This is a genomic window from Actinomadura sp. HBU206391 (genome assembly GCF_014323665.1).
Taxonomy (GTDB): domain Bacteria; phylum Actinomycetota; class Actinomycetes; order Streptosporangiales; family Streptosporangiaceae; genus Actinomadura_C.
Genome location: NZ_JABVEB010000105.1, coordinates 1 through 20,183, shown reverse-complemented (window position 1 = coordinate 20,183; position 20,183 = coordinate 1). Strand labels below are relative to the sequence as shown.

17 protein-coding genes are annotated in these 20,183 nt (G+C 69.9%); 15 read left to right on the top strand and 2 right to left on the bottom strand.

What is annotated here, in order from left to right:
• Positions 1-18: 18 nt before the first annotated feature.
• The 8 genes from HKK72_RS24665 (at position 19) to HKK72_RS24630 (ending at position 8,297) form a co-directional block, all read left to right on the top strand.
• Entirely contained in the window at positions 19-909 is an 891-nt protein-coding gene (locus HKK72_RS24665; protein ID WP_315987426.1) for a MoxR family ATPase, read from the top strand.
• A complete protein-coding gene (locus HKK72_RS24660; protein WP_187236797.1) occupies positions 902-2,098 on the top strand; it encodes a vWA domain-containing protein in 1,197 nt (398 codons plus the stop codon). The genes HKK72_RS24665 and HKK72_RS24660 overlap by 8 nt, the downstream gene beginning before the upstream one ends.
• Positions 2,095-3,039: an amidohydrolase family protein gene (locus tag HKK72_RS24655; protein ID WP_187236796.1), complete on the top strand. Its 945-nt coding sequence runs from the start codon at positions 2,095-2,097 to the stop codon at positions 3,037-3,039. Before HKK72_RS24660 ends, HKK72_RS24655 begins: the two co-directional genes overlap by 4 nt.
• Before the next feature lie 314 nt (positions 3,040-3,353).
• Positions 3,354-4,637 (top strand): glycosyltransferase, encoded by a 1,284-nt coding sequence (locus HKK72_RS24650; protein WP_187236795.1) that lies wholly within the window; start codon positions 3,354-3,356, stop codon positions 4,635-4,637.
• Positions 4,638-4,699: 62 nt separating this feature from the next.
• On the top strand, positions 4,700-5,290 hold the full coding sequence (locus HKK72_RS24645; RefSeq protein ID WP_187236794.1) for an ATP-binding protein: 591 nt from the start codon (positions 4,700-4,702) through the stop codon (positions 5,288-5,290).
• Positions 5,287-6,147: an SAM-dependent methyltransferase gene (locus HKK72_RS24640; RefSeq protein WP_187236793.1), complete on the top strand. Its 861-nt coding sequence runs from the start codon at positions 5,287-5,289 to the stop codon at positions 6,145-6,147. The genes HKK72_RS24645 and HKK72_RS24640 overlap by 4 nt, the downstream gene beginning before the upstream one ends.
• Before the next feature lie 316 nt (positions 6,148-6,463).
• Positions 6,464-7,510 (top strand): hypothetical protein, encoded by a 1,047-nt coding sequence (locus HKK72_RS24635; RefSeq protein WP_187236792.1) that lies wholly within the window; start codon positions 6,464-6,466, stop codon positions 7,508-7,510.
• Positions 7,511-7,601: 91 nt separating this feature from the next.
• Positions 7,602-8,297: a class I SAM-dependent methyltransferase gene (locus HKK72_RS24630; RefSeq protein WP_187236791.1), complete on the top strand. Its 696-nt coding sequence runs from the start codon at positions 7,602-7,604 to the stop codon at positions 8,295-8,297.
• 113 nt (positions 8,298-8,410) lie between these two features.
• Here HKK72_RS24630 and HKK72_RS24625 read toward each other — a convergent pair whose 3' ends face one another.
• Entirely contained in the window at positions 8,411-9,829 is a 1,419-nt protein-coding gene (locus tag HKK72_RS24625) for an alpha/beta hydrolase family protein (RefSeq protein ID WP_222721091.1), read from the bottom strand.
• Between the two features lie 79 nt (positions 9,830-9,908).
• On the opposite strand from HKK72_RS24625, the gene HKK72_RS24620 reads away from it, so the two are divergent.
• Positions 9,909-10,478 (top strand): winged helix-turn-helix domain-containing protein, encoded by a 570-nt coding sequence (locus HKK72_RS24620; RefSeq protein WP_187236790.1) that lies wholly within the window; start codon positions 9,909-9,911, stop codon positions 10,476-10,478.
• 47 nt (positions 10,479-10,525) lie between these two features.
• Here HKK72_RS24620 and HKK72_RS24615 read toward each other — a convergent pair whose 3' ends face one another.
• Complete coding sequence (locus HKK72_RS24615) at positions 10,526-11,311, bottom strand: IclR family transcriptional regulator (RefSeq protein ID WP_187236789.1); 786 nt, start codon at positions 11,309-11,311, stop codon at positions 10,526-10,528.
• Between the two features lie 120 nt (positions 11,312-11,431).
• Between HKK72_RS24615 and HKK72_RS24610 the strand changes: the two genes are divergently transcribed.
• The 6 genes from HKK72_RS24610 to HKK72_RS24585 form a co-directional block, all read left to right on the top strand.
• Positions 11,432-12,862: an aldehyde dehydrogenase family protein gene (locus HKK72_RS24610; RefSeq protein ID WP_222721090.1), complete on the top strand. Its 1,431-nt coding sequence runs from the start codon at positions 11,432-11,434 to the stop codon at positions 12,860-12,862.
• The gene (locus HKK72_RS24605; RefSeq protein WP_187236788.1) at positions 12,859-14,343 is read left to right on the top strand and encodes a sugar ABC transporter ATP-binding protein; all 1,485 of its coding nucleotides are present in this window, start codon (positions 12,859-12,861) and stop codon (positions 14,341-14,343) included. The genes HKK72_RS24610 and HKK72_RS24605 overlap by 4 nt, the downstream gene beginning before the upstream one ends.
• Positions 14,340-15,350: an ABC transporter permease gene (locus HKK72_RS24600; RefSeq protein ID WP_187236787.1), complete on the top strand. Its 1,011-nt coding sequence runs from the start codon at positions 14,340-14,342 to the stop codon at positions 15,348-15,350. The genes HKK72_RS24605 and HKK72_RS24600 overlap by 4 nt, the downstream gene beginning before the upstream one ends.
• A gap of 67 nt (positions 15,351-15,417) precedes the next feature.
• The gene (locus tag HKK72_RS24595; protein WP_187236786.1) at positions 15,418-16,389 is read left to right on the top strand and encodes a substrate-binding domain-containing protein; all 972 of its coding nucleotides are present in this window, start codon (positions 15,418-15,420) and stop codon (positions 16,387-16,389) included.
• A gap of 37 nt (positions 16,390-16,426) precedes the next feature.
• On the top strand, positions 16,427-17,386 hold the full coding sequence (locus HKK72_RS24590; RefSeq protein WP_187236785.1) for a sugar kinase: 960 nt from the start codon (positions 16,427-16,429) through the stop codon (positions 17,384-17,386).
• 178 nt (positions 17,387-17,564) lie between these two features.
• Positions 17,565-20,183 (top strand): DUF5107 domain-containing protein (locus HKK72_RS24585; protein WP_187236784.1); only part of this gene is annotated, 2,619 nt, incomplete at its 3' end.

The window sequence follows — 20,183 nt, the reverse complement described above, 5'->3', positions numbered from 1 at the left end:
ACCTGAGCAGCCGTGACGGTGACCGACCGCCCCGGCCCTGCGATGGACGATCTCCTCGATGAGGAGCGGCTCGCCGCCGCACTGCGGCGGGAGGGGTACTTCGCCGACGAGGGCCTGCTCACGGCGGTCCACCTGGCGCTGCGCCTGGGTCGGCCGCTCCTGCTGGAGGGCGAGCCGGGCGTGGGCAAGACCGAGATCGCCTCGGTGCTCTCGCGCGTACTGGACCGCGAGCCGATCCGGTTGCAGTGCTTCGAAGGGCTGGACTCGGGTCAGGCGCTGTACGAGTGGGACTACCCCAAGCAGTTACTGAAGGTCCGCGCGGCCGAAGCCAACGGCCAGGACATCGCCGACCTGTACGCCGAGGAGTTCCTGCTGCGACGGCCCCTGCTGCGGGCGGTCGGGTCCGAGCGCGGCGCCGTGCTGCTCATCGACGAGATCGACCGTGCCGACAGCGAGTTCGAGGCGTTCCTGCTGGAGTTCCTGAGCGACTTCCAGATCACCATCCCCGAGCTGGGCACCCTGCGGGCGCGGCGACCTCCGGTCGTCGTCCTCACCTCCAACCGCACCCGGGAGCTGCACGACGCGCTCAAACGACGCTGCCTCTATCACTGGATCGCCTTCCCCGACGCCGAGCGCGAACGCGCGATCCTGCGCGCGCACGTACCCGGGCTGGAAGAGGAGGCGGCCGACCGGCTGGTGCGCGCCGTACAGGAGGTCCGCACCCTGCCGCTGCTCAAACGGCCGGGCATCGCCGAGTCCGTGGACTGGGCCCGCGGGGCGGTGGCACTGGTCGACGACGGCCGCACCTGGCCCCAGGCGCTGCGGCGCGCCCTGGGATTGTTGATCAAAGACGAAGAGGACACGCGCCTGCTCCAGGAGCGTGCGAGCGAGATGTTCGGCCATGACTGAGGAACCGCTCGACCGGTGCCGGCGGCTCGCCGCACATCACCTCTGGGGGTTCCTGTCCGCCCTGCGCCGGTCGGGGGTTGGCCCGGCGCCCCCGAAGCAGGCCGACTTCCTGCGCGCCATCGCGGGGTCGGCGCCGCGCGACATCACCGCGCTGTACTGGTACGCCAGGATCACGCTGCTGGACAGCGTCGCCGACCTCGCCACGTTCGACCAGGTCTTCGACGACTGGTTCCGACGCGGTGACACCGAGGCCGTCATCTCGCCACCGCCCGGTGACGAGAGCGACGTGCAGGCACCGCAGGGCGGAGACGACGGCGAGCTGCCGCCTCAGGACGCCGCCCAGGGTGACGGCGTCGAGGCGAGCGCGTTGACGACCACCGGGCGGCGGGCCTTCGGCCGGTCGGACTCCCGGCAGCGCGACCTCATGCGGTCGCTCCAGGCCGAGTGGCCGGCCCGCCTTCCGACGATCCCCTCACGGCGGCGGCGCCCCGCCCGGTTCGGACGCCGGCTGGACATGCGACTCGTCTGGCGCCAGGCCCGCCGCAACGGCGGCGAGATCTTGCAACTCCGTTGGACGGCCCGGCCCCCGCGCATCCGGCGCCTGCTGCTTCTCGTCGACGTCTCGGGATCGTTGAAACAGCACACCCCCGAACTGCTGCGGCTGGCGCACACCGCGATCCACGGCGCGCCGACGCGCACCGAGGTCTTCACGTTCGGCACGCGCCTCACCCGGGTCACCGCCGCACTGTCCTGCGCCCAGGCCGACCGGGCGCTGGACGCCGTCTCGCACGAGGTGCTCGACGCCGACGGGGGCACCGCGATCGGCGCGGCTCTGGAGCAGTTCCTGAGCAACCCCCGCTTCCTCGCGCTCGCCCGCGGTGCGCTGGTGATCGTGCTGTCGGACGGTCTGGAGCGCGGTGACCCCACCGCCATGGTTCGCTCCACCGAACGTCTCTCCCGACTCGCGCATCGGCTCATCTGGTGGTCCCCGCTGGCCTGCTCACCGACCTACCGGCCGATCACCCGCGGCATGGCCGACCAGCTGCGCAGCCTCGACCACCTCGGCGGCGTGCGCGATCTGGAGACCGGCCTGGCCGAGATCCGCAGCATCCCCGCGGTCGTGACCGGACCCCGCCGCGCGGCCGCACGCCGCCGGCCCGACCCCGCACGGACTGGAACACGCACATGACGAGTCCCGAGCAGCCCGACCACCCCGAAGACAGCGAGAACACCGGCGACGCTCCGGCCGAGCTGGTCGACGCCCACCACCACATCTGGCGGAAGGCGGATCTGCCCTGGCTCGACGGCGAGATGGTGCCGCGCATCTTCGGCCCCTACGAGCCGATCCGCCGGGACTACCCGGCCGACGAGTACGTCGCCGAGGCCACCGCCTGCGGCATCTCCTCGTCGGTCTACGTGCAGACGAACTGGCCGCTCGAACGGTCCGTCGACGAGGTCCGCTGGCTGCGCGACGTCAACGCGCAGACCGGGTGGCCCATGGCCGTGATCGGCTCAGCCGACCTGTTCGACCCCGGCGCCGCCGAGGTGATGCGCCACCAGGCCGAACTCACCCCGCTGATGCGAGGGACCCGGCTGCAGCTGCACTGGCACGACCGTCCGGAGTTCCGGTTCGCCTCCGCTCCGGACCGGATGAACGACCCGGTGTTCCGCCGCAACATCGCCACGCTGGCCGAGCTCGGCTGGCTGTTCGAGCTACAGGTCTTCGCACCTCAGATGGCCGACGCGGCCGCGTTCGTGGCGGACTTCCCGGACATCACCTTCGTGCTCGTGCACGCGGGCATGCTGGACGGCACCGAACCGTCCCACGTCGCGGAGTGGACGCGAGGCATGCGGCTTCTGGCCGAGCAGCCCAATGTCGTGGTCAAGCTCACCGGCCAGGGGACCTTCGTGCACCGGGTCGATCAGGCGCTCATCGACCTGGTGACCTCGGCCTGTCTGGAGATGTTCGGCTCGCGACGCTGCATGTGGGGCAGCAACTTCCCGGTCGAGAAGCTCTGGACCGATCTGCCGACCCTGGTCAGGGCCTGGCGGCGCGCCCTCGACCGCTACGCTCCGGACATTCGGCGCGATGTCTTCACCGAGACCGCGCGGAGGGTCTACGCGCTCTGAAGGCCGGTCCCGAGGGGCCCGGGCCGAAGATCCAAATGATCACAACGTGAGAGGCGACCGGTTGGTAGGGTGACCGCTACTGCGGCCGGAACCTGGCGATTTCGACGTCCCCGTCCGTCACATGCGTTGGCGGCGGTGGAGGCTTTCCACGACGCCGGGGATCAGGCGGGAGAGTGGCTCGAGTGCTGGGTGAACTGTCATCGAGGAGCGCCGACGCCGCCATGCTCCTTGCTGATCCGTTCTTCGCCCCCCCGGGCCGCGGCGGCATGGATCCGCAGTTCGACGGACGTCGCCGCTCCTAGCCGGTCAGCCCCGTGAACGGCTACATCCCGGACGGCGCGCCGGTACGCGTCGCACACTTCAGTGACACCTTCCTGCCGCGCAGAGACGGCATCGTCACCGCCCTGCGGACCATGATCAACACGCTTGATCACGGCGGGCATCCCGGTCTGCTCGTGGTGCCGCGCTTTCCCGCCCGGCCGCCGTGCGAAGAGGTGGGTCTCGCCTTGCCCTCGGTCTCCCTCGGCGTCGCGGGCCTGCGGTTCTGCCGGCCACGGCTCCGGCACGTCCACACGGTGGCGCGGTGGTCCCCGCAGCTCGTGCACGTGCACACGTCCGGCTCCGTCGGGCTGCTGGGCGTGCTGACCGCCCGCGAGCTCGGACTGCCCTCGGTGGTCACCTACCACACCGACCTGCACGCCTACGCCGACGCGTACCGGATCCCCACCGGCGTTCTGCGGCTGACCATGCGGTACTACGCCGGGCGTCTCTCCGTGGCCGCTCAAGTACCCCGCCACCGCCGCGCGGTCATCGATGCGATCAACTCGCTGATGTTCGGCGCGGCCGACACGATCATCGTTCCGACCGAGGCGATCCTACGGCGCGCCCCGCTTCCGCTCCCCCACGATCGGGTCGTCGTGCTGCCGAGCGGGGTCGCGCACGTCACCACGCCACCTGACGCGGGGCCGCGGTTCCGCGCGCGCTGGAAGATACCGGTCGAGGCCCCCCTGGTGCTGTTCGTCGGCCGGGTGCACCACGAGAAGGGCGTCGACCTCCTCGTACACGCGTTCCGCACCGTACTGGACGCCCACCCCGAGGCGCGGCTGGCGCTCGTCGGCGCGCTCTACCGCCCGCGATGGCTGCGCGGGCTGCTCGCCTCGGCGGGCATCGCGCATCGCACCGTCATCACCGGGCAGCAGGCGGCCCCGGAGGTCGCCGACGCCTACGCCGCGGCGCAGGTGTTCGCCTTCCCCTCGCGCACCGACACCCAGGGACTCGTGCTGCACGAGGCCGCACTGGCCGGGCTGCCTTCCGTCGTGGTCGACGCCGCCCTGCACGCGACGAGCCCGATGCGCACCGCGATGATCCTGGCCCGGCCGGCTCCGGGCGACCTGGGCGCAGCCGTTTCGGAGCTGCTGTCCGAACCGCACACGGCGCGCCGCCTCGGTGCCGCGGCCCGCGAGGTGGCCGCCGCGATGAACCCGCAGCACCACGGCGAGCAGATGCTGGAAATCTACCGCGCCGCCCGCCGGCGCGCGTTCCGCGACCCCCGCGGACTGCAGCCCGCCGGACCGGACGCTTCGCGCAGCATGCCGTAGGCCCTTTGCATCCGTGCAAGCGTCGGTGACTCGGCCACCCTCCATGCGTCATGGTGTCTGTTGTGCGAGCGAAGCAGACCACAGGGCGGATGTTCCCGGCGCGGATGCGTGAAGCCGTCGTCGCCATGGAGGCACGACCCGCATGGCCGGGATCGTCCGCGTCGTTCCCAGGACCGCCGTTCGAACCCTTTCTGGAGCTCGGAGGCCAGGCCGGCCGTCGGGCCGGCATGACGTCCGGACGTCTCATCGGAGAGATCGAACTTGCCGCGACACCGGCCGCCGTACGGCTGGCCCGCTCCTACGTGCGCGAACTCGTCGGCGAGTACTTCGTGGCCGACCGGTCCGGGCTCGGTGATCTCGAGCTTCTGACCAGCGAGGCGGTGACGAACTCCGTGGTGCACGCGAAGCCGCGCCACGACGGGACGGTCCTGCTCTCGGCGCTGCACATCGACTGCTTCGTGCAGGTCGAGGTCACCGATGGCGGCTCCCGGCTCGGGGCGCCGCAGGCGTCCAACGATCCGCTCACCGTCGACCGGCGCGGACTGGACCTGATCAAAGCGCTCGCCTCGGGCTACGGGACGCATCGCAACGCCGACGGGACGGCCACGTTCTGGTTCGGGGCCGAGATCGGCGAAGGACGGGGGATTCTGTGAGCTCGGGGTCGGTGCTGACCATGGGACGGCGGCCCGGGTCCCGCCGGAGCGGGCCCTTCGGTCCTGAGGACGGGGCGGCCGCCTCCGCCGGCACCGGTGCCATGGCTCCCAGTGCCGCCAGAATGTACGACCACTATCTCGGCGGCAAGGACAACTACGCCGCGGACCGGGACCTGGCCGAACGGGCTCTGCGGACGGCCCCGGTCATCTCCAGACTCGTCCGGGTCAACCGGGCCTTTCTCGCCCACGCCGCCGGTCTCCTCGCCGACCAGGTCGGCCTCCGGCAGTTTCTCGACATCGGATGTGGTCTCCCGGGGCGCGAGAACGTGGGCGATGTCGTCCGGCGAATCGACCCGGCCTGCAGAGTGGCCCATGTCGACAACGACCCGATGGTGCTCAGCCATGCGCGGGCACTGCTGGCCGTCAACGCCAACACCAAGGCCTTCGAGGCCGACCTCCGCGAGCCCGGCGACATCCTCGGCCACGCCGAGCTGGGACGGCTGATCGACTTCGATGAGCCCGTGGCCGTGCTTCTGCTGGGCGTCCTGCACTTCATCACCGATGCCGAGAACCCCTATCAGATCGTCGACCACCTCCTGAAGGGCCTGCCGCCGGGCAGCCACGTGGTGATCTCCCATGCCGAACGGACACCGGAGCTCGAAGCGGTGTCCGCGCTCTATCGGGAAGCGGGCCTTCCGTTCGTTCCGAGGAGCCGGCAGGAGATGACCGGGCTCTTCCACGGCTTCGAGCCGATCCCTCCCTATCCGGCGAATCTCCCGCTGTCGCGCTCAGGCCGCCATCCGGGGACGAGCGACACGCTGCCCCTGATCGGCTACATCGGGAGAAAACCCGGATAGTCCACCCCTTGTCCGGCCCGGCGAGGGCATTCACCACATTGCCGAGATGACGAGCGTATTCACCATGGGTCACCGAGCGACCAGCCGGTCCGAGCGCCCGGCCGCGCCGGGCCGCGCCCGGCGAGGGCTGTGGGGCCCGTCCCGCACCACTTCGCCCTGTACGCGCAGGTGGCGGCCACTCCGGAAGCGCGCCTGGGATGGCCAGCGGTATGACAGGTGCGATGAATCTTGGGATGGATTGCACCGATCTGCCTTGTCGCTCTCAGCCGCCCCGATAAGATCAAGGCGCCGACCGGTGCCACTCTTGGGGCAAGTAATGACAGCGGACAGCGAGCCGAAATCTCTTTCTGAAATCGCCAAGGCCATCGGGCTGAACATGTCCGACGTGGCGATTCTCTCCGGGCTCGACGAGAGCACGGTCTTCCGGATGTGGGAGAACACCGGTTGGCTCGACCGCATCAGCGGCAGGTCGCTGCAGAGCCTCATGTCGTCGGTGCCGGGAATCGCCGAGTACTCCATGGCGCACTCCCTGCTGAGGCGACGCAACACGCTCGTCACGGATCTGCACGCCGAGGGGCTGTCGGTCGACCTGCGGGCGCTCGAGGGCTCGACCGTGGCTCAGCAGCATCTCCTGAACGCCCTCGAAGCCGCTCTGCACATCGTCCGGGGCGATGCCAACCAGAAGGTCTCCTCCTATCTCGCCCGCTTCTGGGGGCGTGAGCAGGACCGGGCGCTCGAGGCGCTCTATTCCACCGAACCGGGCCACGGGCTGCTCAGCGACCAGCACAAGCTCTTCGAGTCATCGATCGAACTCGCCCCCCTGCTGAATCGCAAGACCTACTCGTTCCATTCGATTCTCGCTCTCAACATCCTCACGCACCAGGTCAGCAAGGTGACCGGAACTCAGGATGCCGGGCTGGCCTTCGAGGTCCCCGGACGGCAGACCGCCTTCATGATGCGGGGCGTGGTGATGGGCTCGCTCATCAGCTCGAATGATCTCGACCTCGCGGAGAGATATCGACAGGAACTCGACCGGACCCCCATATACGCGGCGCTCGAAGAATGGTCCTTCCCCACGTACACCCGGGACGGCCGAATAAGCTCTGACTTCACTTTGCCCAGCTCACTGCTGTTGCGCAATACGGCCAGAGAGGTGCTGCGGGAGATAACGAGCTACAACGACGCCTACGTGTACTACCTGGTATCGACCTACATTCCCTTGGCACTGCAACGGGATCCCAGCTTCGGATTAAGGGTCGCGGAGCTGATAACGGTGCTCGAGCAGCGCGCAGCCGACTGCCAGGACAAAAGAGTACGGGACGCCTGCAACAAACTGGTGAAACAGCTTAAGGGCATGGCCTGACCAAGGTTTGGAGAACGTGGGGCCGGTGGACGATGCAAGAGCAGTCGCAGAACTCACGCGAGAGAGATGGGAGGCGAACGCGGAGTATTGGGTGAAGGTCATCCGGGAGCACCGTGACCGGTACCGCACCGAACTCACCGACCGAGCCGTTCTCGACGCGATCGGCCCATGCGAAGGACAGAAGATCCTGGACGCGGGATGCGGTGAAGGCTACCTCGCCCGCAGGCTCGCGTCCCAGGGCGCCGACGTCCTCGGCGTCGACGCCTGCCAGGGCCTGATAGACGCGGCCGAGAGCGTTCCGACCGGCACTGCCGAACCCGTCTCGTTCACCTGCGCGAGCGTCGACGCGATACCCGTCGGGGATGAGGTCTTCGACCTCGTCGTCTGCAATCACCTGTTCAGCCACCTTCATGACCCGTCGCGCGCGATCCACGAGTTCGGCCGCGTCCTGAAGAGCAGCGGACGGCTGGTCATCCTCACGCTGCATCCGTGCTTCTACACCGCGCACTCGGAGAACGGGGCGATGAACAGCGTGCCGGCCTCGCGGTACTTCACCTCGCGGGGCATCGACCAGCACTTCATGGTGGACGGGCTCGAATCGCCCTCGATGATCACCTCCTGGCTCCGGCCGCTGGAGTATTACTCCGGGACGCTCCGAGACGCCGGCTTCGTGATCACGGATCTACGCGAGCCGCACCCGACCGGCGAACAGCTCCAGAGCGACCCCTGGTGGCGCGACGGCTTCCCCACCGCGCTCTTCATGCTGCTGGTGGCGGAGCGGCGCTGACCGTCACCACCGCGCGGCCGATGGGCGGGAGGGACTCGCCGGCCACCGTGGTGAGCGCCTGATGGCCGGCGAGGTCGACATCGATCGCGAGATCACCTGCCCGTGGTGGCCGGTCAGGGAAGGAGCAGTCCCCAGTAGAAGGCCCACGGGATGAACACCGTTCCGGCGGTGAACAGCAGGCCCAGCCGTAGCCGCTCCCCCCAGGGGACGGTCGCGGCGGCGCGGCGCCAGGCCACGGCGGTCGCGACGCCGGCGGCGACGACGGCCACGGCGAGCATCTGCAGCCCGAGCCACGGCAGTGGCCGGCCTGCGAGCACGTTCCCGGGGTGCGGCGATCGCCCGGCCGCCATCAGGTAGAAGAGATAGGAGAACACGCCCATCACGGCGGCCAGGCCGCCGGCGGCGACCAGCCGGGCCCAGCGGCTCACCGGTCGCGTCCTTCGGCCGCGGAGCCGCCGCACCAGGGCCACCAGCGGATACGCGGTGAACGACACGAAGAACAGCACGAACGCCGCGAGCTGCGCCCAGGCCGACTCCCACCACGCCGACGGCGGCGCCTCGATGCTCGCGTCGTCCTGCCGCGGCGGCGTCGGGGCGTCGGCGTTCGGCAGGCGTCCGCTCGTCACGTCACCGATCCACGAACCGACCAGGTCGGCGTACCCGGGCGCCAGCGCCGGCCCCCGGGTACGGCCGCCGTCGGGGCTCTCGTGCGCCGCGTGGTCGGCGCCGGCGAAGAAGCGGAACGTGTAATGGGTGTTGCCGCCCCGCCGCAGCGCCCGCGCGAAGAGCGGAGGATTGTCCTCGGGCGGGGTCTGCAGGTCACGGCTCCCCCATACGCCGAGCAGCGGCTGCCGTACCCGGGCCAGAACACCCTCGGCGTCGAAGTGCGCCTCGGCGAACAGTCCCGCGTCGGCTCCGAGCCGGGTGAAGTTGCGCTTGCCGTGGTGGATCAGCGAGCCGGACACGCCCTCCCTGCGGAGCGAGGAGGTCTCGTTCCAGAGTTGCTGCCGGATCGGCGTCATCGCGTTGCCGCCAACGACGATCACGAAGGCCACGTCGGCGGATCTCGACGCGGCCAGCGGCGCGACCCAGCCGCCCTCGCTCAGCCCCCAGAGACCCACTTTCGCGGAGTCGACCCCGGGCTGAGCAGCGAGCGCACGGACGGCCCCGAGCGCGTCGTCGGCCAGCTCGGAGTAGGAGCGGCGGAAGGTCGTGTAGCCCGCTGACCTCTTGTCGTAGATCAGGACGGCCAGGCCCCGGCGCGCGAACTCCGTGGCCTCGGTGAGCAGGTGCTCGCGTGGTACGCCCGCCCCCGAACCGGTGACGAGCACGACGCCGGGCCGGGGTGGCTCCGGCTTCGCCGGTGCCAGGACCGTGCCGTGCAGAGTGAGCCCGCCGAACCCCTTGAAGCTCACGTCGGTGGAGGTCAGGCCGGGTGGCGCCGGGATCGATCCAGAGGTGGCCGCCCCCGCGGGCGCCATGCCCATGGCCCCCAGGACCAGCGCCAGAAGGACGGTGATTGCTTTGTTCATGGCCAGAACGGTAGACCACAGAGAAATCTCTGCAAAGAGTTCTCTGCAAAAATCCTTCTGTAGTACTAGACTGCTCGTCATGAAGGACGATGCCGAGAAGCCGGTCATCCTGGACGACCCGGGAAGGCTCAAGGCGCTGAGCCATCCCCTGCGCCGCCGGATCCTGCATCGGCTCCGCGCGCACGGTCCCGCGACGTCGACCACTCTCGGCGAGGTGCTCGGCGCCAACACCGGCACGACCAGCTATCACCTGCGCCAGCTGGAGAAGTACGGCTTCATCGAGGAGATCCCCGAACGGTCCGCCGGCCGGGAGCGATGGTGGCGCCGCACCGAGGGCCCGCGCGATCTCCGCATGCCCGTTCCCGAGACCCTGGCGCCCGAGGACCGGCCCGTCCTCGCCGAGATGCTGCGGCTTGGGCACGCCGAGGACATGGAGTTGCTCGGCAGGCTGCCCGAGGCCTACGAACGGGACCGGGCATGGGCGATGCTGTCGCGCGGCTTCACCCACATGACCGAGAAGGGGCTGACCGAGTTCTTCGAGGCCTACATCCACCTACTGCAGCAGCACGGCCACGGCTCCGACGGCGCGCCTGCCGGCGCACGGCCTGTCCACATCCGCCTCTTCACCGTTCCCGCCGACGAGGACTGACCGCCTCGATCGCGCGCTTCGGCCGTACCCGAGTGCATCGGGCCCACTCAGCCCAGGAGCGCCCCGACCTCCTTGGCCGCAGTGAGCAGACCGGGCGCGAACGTCACCAGCTGGTCGCGTGGCACCAGGAAGGTCACCGTCGAGATGCTCACGCCGCCGACCACGGCGCCGGCGCGATCGAAGACGGGCGCACCGATGCAGCGGATGGTGGTCTCGTTCTCCTCGTCGTCGATGGCGTAGCCCTGACCCCGGATCACGGCCAGCTCCTCGAGCAGCCGTTTCGCGTCGGTGATGGTCTTGGCATTGCGGGCGGGCAGCCCGGCGCCGGCCACCACTGTGCGCACCTCTTCTTCGGACAGGTGGGCCAGCACGCTCTTCCCGATGGCCGTGCAGTGCAAGGGCAGGCGCATGCCGACCCGTGACGCCATGCGATAGGGCTGGTCGGCCTCGACCTTGTGGACGTAGACGGCATGGTTGCCGCTGCGCAACGCCATGTGAACGGTATGACCCACCTCTGTGGCCAGGGCCGACAGCACATCTCCGATGCCCGCCGTGCCCACCGCCTTGACCTCCTCGGCCAGCGCCAGCATGCGCGGACCCACCCGGTAGGTGCCGTCACCGTCGCTGGCGATGAAGCCGAGCTCGCCGAGCGTGGCGAGGATGCGGTGCACGCTCGCCTTCGGCACGCCCGCGTCGGTCGCGATGTCACCCAGGCGCCGCGGCTCCGCTCCCGCGACCGCGGCTTCGAGCACGTTCACGGCCTTGCTGACCGCGTTGCCGGCATTGGAGGAACGACCCACACGGTGGTCGGTTTCGCCCGAAATTTCACCCATTGACAGTCGGATTCCTTCGCATCTACTGTGCGAGCACATTCTATCAGACGAGATACTGTTCCGCGACGCGGAACGAAACCGGAGCGTTCTGCGGTCCGGATGCGACAAAGGAGTCGGACATTGGGGAATTTCCTGGTCGACGGGCCATCGGCTCCCGTCGCGGAGAGCATGCCGATCCACAATCCCGGCAGCGGGACGCTGCTCGGCGAGATGCCGGTTGCCACCGAGGACCAGGCCCGCCAGGCGGTAGAGGTCGCGCAGCGAGGCCGGCGGGAGATTGCGGCGATCCCCGCTCACGAGCGGGCCAGGCTGCTGAGCGCGGTGGCCGACGAGATCGAACGCCGCAGCGTCGAGTTGACCCGGTTGCTGGCGGCCGAGAACGGCAAGCCGATCCGGCAAACCCGCGAAGAGGTCGCCGCGGCGATCCGGATCTTCCGCGGCTTCGCCGGTGAGGCCACCCGGATGTTCGGGCGGCAGATCCCCCTCGACGCGGTGCCGGGTCTGGAGTCGCACCTGGCCTTCACGATCCGTGAGCCACTGGGCGTCGTCGCCGCGATCGTCCCCTTCAACTACCCGGTCGAGCTCTACGCGCACAAGGCGGCGGCGGCGCTCGCGGCGGGCAACGCGGTGATCGTGAAGCCCCCGGAGAAGTGCCCGCTCACTCTGATGGCGATCGGCGAGATCGTCGAGCGCGCCGGGGTTCCGGCCGCGGCGCACCAGGTCGTCACCGGCGGCCCTGAGCTGGCCCGGTTCCTCGCGTCCACGCCTGGTGTGCAGATGATCAGTTTGACCGGCAGCACCGCAGCGGGCAAGGCCATCGCGCAACTCGCGGCCGGGACCCTCAAGCGGACCCACCTGGAGCTGGGCGGCAACGACGCCCTGATCGTGTGCGCCGACGCCGATCTGGAACGCGCGGCCGAGGCGGTGGTGCTCGGCCGGCTGGCCCGGGGCAACGGGCAGATCTGCTGCGCGGTCAAGCGGGTCTATGTCGAGGACGGCGTGTACGGCGCGTTCGCCGAGGCCCTGGAGGCCCAGGCCAGGGAGCTCGTCATCGGCGACCAACTGGAGGAGCCGACCGATGTGGGCCCGCTGATCACGGAGCCGGCCGCCGTGGCGGTCGCCGGCGCGGTCGAGGCCGCGGTCGGTGCCGGCGCACGCGTCGTGGTCGGCGGGCCGCGCGAAGGGGCCTTCGTGCCGCCGACGGTGCTCGTCGACGTCGCCCCCCGCGCGAAGGCGGTGGACGAAGAGATCTTCGGCCCGGTGGCGCCGCTGCTGCGGGTCGGCGACCCGCTCGAGGCGGTCGAGCTGGCCAATGAGTCCCCGTACGGCCTGCAGGCCGCGATCTTCACCAAGGACGTGTCGCGGGCGTTCTCGCTCGCCCGGCGGCTCGAGGTCGGCGGCGTCGTCATCAACGGGTCGACCGCGCTGCGCGCCGAGAACCTGCCCTTCGGCGGAGTGAAACTGACCGGCGGAGCCCGCGAGGGCCTGCACGACACGCTCCTGGACATGACCGAGCAGAAGACCGTCATCGTGATGGACGGCATGGCATGACGCTCGAGCTGCGAGGAGTCCACAAGGGATACGCCGGCGTCGAGGTACTGCACGGCGTGGACCTCACCATCCGGGGCGGCGAGGTGCTCGCCATCGCGGGCGCCAACGGGGCTGGCAAGTCGACGCTCATCAAGGTGCTGGCCGGAGCCGAGCCGCTGAACCGTGGCGAGATCCTGCTCGACGGCGAGCCCCTGACGCTGCACAGTCCGCAGGACGCGCACGCCCGCGGATTCCGCACCGTCTACCAGGAGCTCAGCCTGGTGCCCCAGATGACGGTCACCGAGAACGTCCTGCTCGGCGCGTTGCCCACCTCGCGCGGCCTGCTGGACTGGCCGGCCGCGCACGCGCGGGTACGTGCGCTCCTGAAGGAGATCGGCTTCACCGACATCGACCCGCGTGCCCGCGCGGGGCGGCTCTCGGTGGCCCGGCAGCAGATGGTCGAGATCGCCAAGGCGCTGGCAGGTGAGCCGCGGATGCTCGTGCTCGACGAGCCGTCGGCGGTGCTGGCCGGTGCCGATCTGGAGCGGCTGTTCGACCTGATCCGCGCACTTCGCGACCGCGGCGTGGCCGTCGTCTACGTCTCGCACCGGCTGGCCGAGGTCATGGAGATCGCGGACCGGATCACCGTGATCAAAGACGGCCGGGTGGTCGAGACGCTGACGCCCGCCGAGACCAGCGAAGACGAGATCATCACGCTCATGGCCGGGCGGCGGCTCGAGCAGATCTATCCCGACCGCGAGCCCGCGACCGGGCCGCCCCTGCTCGAGGTGCGGGAGCTCGGCCGAGAAGGCGCGTTCCACGACATCTCGTTCTCGATCGCCGCGGGTGAGATCGTCGGCATGTTCGGGCTCGTCGGCAGCGGTCGCAGCGAGGTCGCGCACTGTCTGTTCGGCGCCGACCGGCCGACGGCCGGCACGGTGCGGATCGACGGCGAGCCGGTGCGGTTCCGGACCCCGGGCGACGCGATCGCCGCCGGGCTGGCCCTCGTGACCGAGGACCGCAAGCACACCGGCCTGGTGCTCGGGATGGACGTCGCCGACAACGCGACGTTCGCGACGCTGCCCCGGCTGCGCCGCAGAGGCCTGCTCGACACGCGCCGCCGCAACGCGGCCGTCCGGCAGATGGTCGAACGCCTCGACATCCGGCCGCCGCGGCCGGGCATGCCGGTGGTCAACCTCAGCGGCGGCAACCAGCAGAAGGTCGTCCTGGCCAAGTGGCTGCTGACCGAACCGCGCGTACTCATCCTCGACGAGCCGACGCGCGGCGTCGACATGGCGACGCGGGTCGACATCTACCGCATGATCGACACGCTCACCCAGGCCGGGCTCGGCGTTCTGCTCATCTCATCGGACCTGACCGAGGTGCTCGGCGCCACCGACCGCGTGCTGGTGATGCGCGAGGGCCGGCTGGTGGCCGAGGTCCGGTCGGCCGACACGACCGAGGACGAGGTCCTCGCGCACTCTGTGGGGGTGGCCGCATGACCGACGAGAGCCCCGCGAAGACCGCCGCTCCGCCGGCCGGCGAGCCGGTCGCGGCGGCGGGGTCGTGGACGGGCCGCGGGCCCTTCGTCCACGTCCCCCTCGTCAACGTGATCTTCATAGCGCTCGCGCTGGCCGTCGTCGTGATCTCAGGGATCACCAACGACGCGTTCCTGACCGAGGGCAACCTGACCAACCTGCTGCGCCAGATGGTCACCACGGGCCTGCTCAGCCTCGGCATGCTGATGGTGATCCTCACCGGCGGGATCGATCTGTCGGTCGGCTCGGTGGTGGCGCTGACCGGCATCGTCTCGGCCGGTCTGGTCGAAGGCCTGCCGGTGCCACTGGCGATCGTGGCCGCGATCGTGCTCGGCGCCGCGTGCGGGGTGGTCAACGGCGTGCTGGTCGCGCGCTTCGCGCTCGCGCCGTTCGTCGTCACGCTCGCGGCGATGACCACCTTCCGCGGGCTGACGTACGTCTACTCCCGTACGCCGATCAGCCCGACCACGCCGGACTTCCTCACTCTCGGCGCGCAGAATCTCGGCCCGGTGCCGATGGCGGCGATCATCACGGTCGTCATGTTCGCGCTCGGCTGGGTTCTGATCAACCGGACCTCGGCGGGCCGGTCGCTGCTGGGCATCGGCGGCAATCGGGAGGCCGTCCGACTGGCCGGCGTCAAAGTGCAGCGGCATCTGGTGCTGGCGTACGCGCTGTCCGGGCTGTGCGCGGGGCTGGCGGGGGTGATCCTCGCGTCGCGCGTGGGCATCGCACAGCCCAGCGTCGGCCAGGGATTCGAGCTGGACGCGATCGCGGCGTGCGTCATCGGCGGAGCCGCCCTCTCGGGGGGCCGCGGGACCGTCGGCGGCACGCTCGGCGGCGTCGTCCTGCTCGGTCTCATCGACAACCTGCTGAGCCTCTACGACGTGCAGAGCTACTGGCAGCAGGTGTTGAAGGGAGTGATCATCGGAGTCGCCATCCTCGCCCGGCGACGCGAACAGCAGAACATCTAGGCCGCCATCGCCGCGGCCTTCTCACAGCAGGTCCTCATCCTCACCCCTCGTTTCAAAGGAAGGCACCATGAAGAAGCTCGTCTGCGGCGTGGCCGTGGGTGCTCTGGCGCTGTCGCTCTCGGCGTGCGGCGGCTCCGACGACTCCGGCGGCGGCACCGCCGAGAAGAAGGAGTTGAAGATCGGCGTCGCCAACTTCAGCCTCGGGGCGCCGTACTTCATCGCGATGTCCAAGGCGATCGAGGCCGAGTCCAAGACCTACACCAACATCAAGCTGATCCAGACCGACGCCCAGGGCGACGCCAGCAAACTGACCTCCGACATCGACGACCTGCTCACCCAGAGCGTCGACGGCGTCATCATCTCCGGCGGCCCGCTGAACGCGGCTCCGGCGGCCATGAACGCGATCAAGCAGAAGAACGTGCCGTCGGTGCTGGTGGACCGCAAGTTCAGCGGCGGGCAGTACACGAGCTGGATCGGCCCGAACAACACCCAGATCGGCCAGGGCGACGGCAAGTACGTCGTCGACCGGCTGAAGGGCAACGGCACCCTGGCCGTCATCAAGGGCGGCCCGGCCGACAACACGATCGGCCTGGACCGGACCAACGGCCTGCTGGGCGCGGTGAAGCAGTCGCCGGGCATCAAGGTGATCGAGGCGCCGGACTTCGGTGGCTGGAGCTCCGACGGCGGCCTGAAGGTGATGGAGAACCTGCTCGCCAAGAACAGCAAGATCGACGCCGTCTTCTGCGAGAACGACTCCATGTGCCTGGGCGCGCAGAAGGCGATCGCCGACGCCGACCGCACCGACGAGATGTTCCTGGTCGGCGCCGATGGTCAGAAAGAGGCGTTGAAGGCCATCAAGGACGGCTCTAACTACGGCGCCACCGCGGTGAACAACGCCGACACGATCGGCCGTACCGGGCTCAACCGGATGATGGCCGTGCTGGGCGGCGCGCAGCCGACCAAGGACACACCGCTCGACGCGCCGGTCGTCAACAAGGACAACGTCGACCAGTTCTACGACCCGAACAGCCTTTTCTGAGCCGGACGTGCCGATATCGGGGAGTGAGGAAGACGGTGTGACCGATGACAACCAGGAGTCCGCGAGCGGCGGCCGGACCCCAGTGCTCGTCGCGATCGGAGAGGGCCTGCTCGAGGTGGGGGTGCGGGACGACCTCCCGCCGGACTACCTCGGCAGGGGGTACGGCGGCGATGTCGCCAACGTCGCCATCATGGCGGCGCGCATGGGCACCAAGGCCAGGTTGCTGACCCGGCTCGGCGCGGACGCACCCGGCACGCTGCTGATGGACTACTGGCGGCGGTCCGGCCTGGACGTCAGCCGGATCGCCGTCGACGACTCCGCCCCCACCGGGGTGTACGTCAACGCGGTCGGGTTCGGCGAACACCGCTTCCACTACTACCGGTCGAACTCGGCGGCGACCCTGCTCAGTGAGGAGGACGTGGACGGGCGTCTGCTCGATGACGCGGACGCCCTGCATGTCAGCGGCATATCGCTGGCCATCTCCGACAGCGCCGCCCGGGCCGCCGAGCGGGCGGCGCGGCTGGCCCGCGAGCGGGGCATCCCGGTGACGTTCTGCGTCAACCATCGCCCGGCGCTGCGACCGGACACCGGGCGCGGAGTCGAGTTCGCCCGGGCCGCCACCATCGTGATCATGTCGGGCGAGGACGCCCGCGGCCTGTTCGGCACCGACCGGCCGGAGCGGATCCGCACCGCGCTCGGACCGGAGCCGCAGGAGATCGTGCTGACCGACGGCGCGGCCGGCGCCACCGTGCTGACCGCCGACCATGCCTACCGGGTGACCGCCCCACCGGTCGAGGTGGTCGACACGGCGGGTGCCGGCGACGCCCTCGCCGGCACCTACATGGCCGGCCGGCTGGCCGGTGCCGGGCCGAGGGAGGCACTGGAACAAGCGGTGATCGCCGGCTCCCTGTCCTGTCGGCGGACGGGCTGCGCCCGCTCCTATCCGACCGTCGCGGAGATCAACGAGGCCCAACTCAATCAGGCGCACAGCGCCTGACCCAACGACCACCCATTACCCACCGACCACCCATTCGGGCCCGGCGGCACCGCCCGGCCCGGGGCGAAGCCTTGCCTTCGCCCCGACGAGTAAGGTCCCACCCCTTTGCCCCCTTGGGAGCCCGGCCCGACCGCCGGGCCCCCGCATCCGGGGATGCCTTCGAAAGGAAAAGGATACGATGCACACCCGAGCAACACGGGTCCGATCACGCAGTCTGGTGATCCTCACCGCGCTGGCGCTGACCGGCACCGGCGGGACGGTGGCCCTCCTGCCACAACCCGTGCTGGCGCAGGCCGCGCAGCAGGCCACCAGGTCAGCGCCCGCGCTGCGCGTCACCGGCGTGACGGCGCCGGACGACAAGTCCATCGACATCACCTTCAACAAGTCGCTCGGTGACGACCTCCTGCAGTTCACCGCCGCCAACCAGGCCTACGCCGGGCAGTTCATCAAGGTCAGCGGCGGCGCCGCCGGCAGCCCGGACGCGGTGCTCGACGGGCGGGCACTGTCCGAGGTCGCCGGCACGTCGGTGCGCCCGGTCGACACCGGCGACCACCGCACCCTGCGGGTGGTGCTCGGCACGGGCGTCCATCTGGAGCAGCGCCCCTACCGGCTGTGGCTGGACGGCGGCGGCGACAAGCTCGCCGATCTGTTCTTCCGCGCCGACGACGGCGGCGTGCTGCCCGGTTCCAAGACCCAGGCCACCTCGTTCAACGGCACGGCGAGCGACGCCGCACCGGCTCGCGTCTCCAAGGCCGCGGTCGTGGACTCCCGCACGGTCGACGTCACGTTCGCCTCCAGCGTCTGGTCCGGGATGCCGGTGGGCGTCTACACCGCGGCCAACATCACGCTGGCGAGCGGCGACTCGTCCGTGAGCCCCGTCTACGTGGAGCACCGCGCCGGCACCGACCGGCGCGGTTTCCGGCTGTACTTCAGCATCGACCTGGACCGCGACGCGGCCTCCGACCTGACGTTCGCCGCCACGTTGAGGCTGACCACCAGTGCGGGAGCGGCCACCGAGGCCGTCACCGCGCACGTGGCCGAGGGCGGCACCGCCTACCGGCCCGCACAGATCGCCGAAGCCGAGGCCAGTGCGGCCGGCGACCAGATCGCGGTCCGTTTCACCCGCCGGATCGCCAAGCTCCGTTCCGGCGACCGCGACCTCGCCGTCAAGGAGACCCAGACCGGCGTGAGCGGTACCACCATCACCGCCGGCGACGTGCGGAACGTGCTGCGATTCAGCGGGCTGACCACCCGCAGCGGACGCGACGTGGCCGGCGTGCTGCGCGAGGACGCCGCCTACTTCCCCGACGCGTCCACCCTGATCGTCAAGCTCGACAGCGGCGAGCGGCTCAGGTCGGGCTCGCGGGGCACGGTGGCGCTGCGGCCGGGAGCACTGACCGACATCACGGGGACGGTCAGCACCGACACCGGCGGCGAGCACGTCAAGGCGTCAAGGCACAAGGACGAGCCTGGCACCGGGTTCGACCCGAGCGGACCGGACTACCTGAAGGTCGAGACGCACGCCACCACCGTCTTCCAGCGGTACGACTACAAGGTCAGCGCCGACGGCGTCTCGGTCCGCAGCGACGGTGTCGCCAACAAGGTCGTCCCCCAGACGATCAAAACGGTCGTCGCCGAGAACAAGTACGTCAAGGCCACGTTCGCGCCCGGCTACGGCGGCCGCCTGCTGTCCATGATCTACAAGCCGACCGGCCACGACGTCTTTTACGCCAACCCGGTCGGCACGCCGTACGGCTTCTCCAGTGCCGCCCCCGGCACCCCCGGCAACTCGCCCTTCTACCAGAACTGGCTCATGGTGTGGGGCGGGGTCTTCCCCACCCTCACCGAGGCCGAGCACGGCAAGTACTGGAACGTCCCGTGGGACTACAAGGTCACCCGCAACGGCGACCGGTTCTCGATCGCCATGACCAAGACCGACAACGTGGACTACCCGTACAAGCCGTCCCGGTACGTCTACGGTCCCACCGGGATCGAGACGACGGTCACCTACAGCCTCACCGACGACGCCCCGTCGGTCGACATGTCCGTCAGCCTGCACAACCCGGGCTCGGTGGACAAGAAGTTCGAGTACTGGACCTGCACCACGCTCGCGCCCGGCGCCGGGCCGTCCACCGGCTCCCCGACGATGTCCATCGTCTCGCCGGTCAAGAAGATCTACCGGGACCCCGGCTACCGCTGGATGGAGGACAAGGAGGAGGCCGCCGGCGCACCCGGTGACGGCATGCTCAAGTTCGACACCCTCAAGAAGATGTCCAACTGGGACCGCAGCGGCATCGCCTACGGCCAGGATCTGGCCACGATGCGGCAGGGCGACTGGTGGGGCGTAATCAACCACGAGAACAACGAAGGCGTCGTGCGCGTGGGCGACAACACCAAGACGCCGGGGCTGAAGCTCTGGGAGTGGGGTCAGAACGCCTCGTTCGACACCAACCCGTACTCCAAGGGCAACTCGGCCCGCCCCTACATCGAGCTCTGGGCGGGCGCGTCGGACAAGTTCTTCTCCCCGGCCACGCTCAAGGCCGGCCAGACACTCGCCTGGACCGAGACCTACCTGCCGACGATGGACCTCGGCGACGTCACCAACGCCAATGCCAACGGCGCCGCCCACGTCGACGTCGACGAGTCGGGGGCGGTCAGCGGACGCCTCTTCTCCACCGAGATCGGGCAGCGGCTGCGCGCCACCCTGGTGAACGCCGCCACCGGCAAGACCATCGACAGCACGGTCTTCACCGGTTCCCCGGACACCGCGGTGAAGCTCAGCGGCAAGGTGAACCCC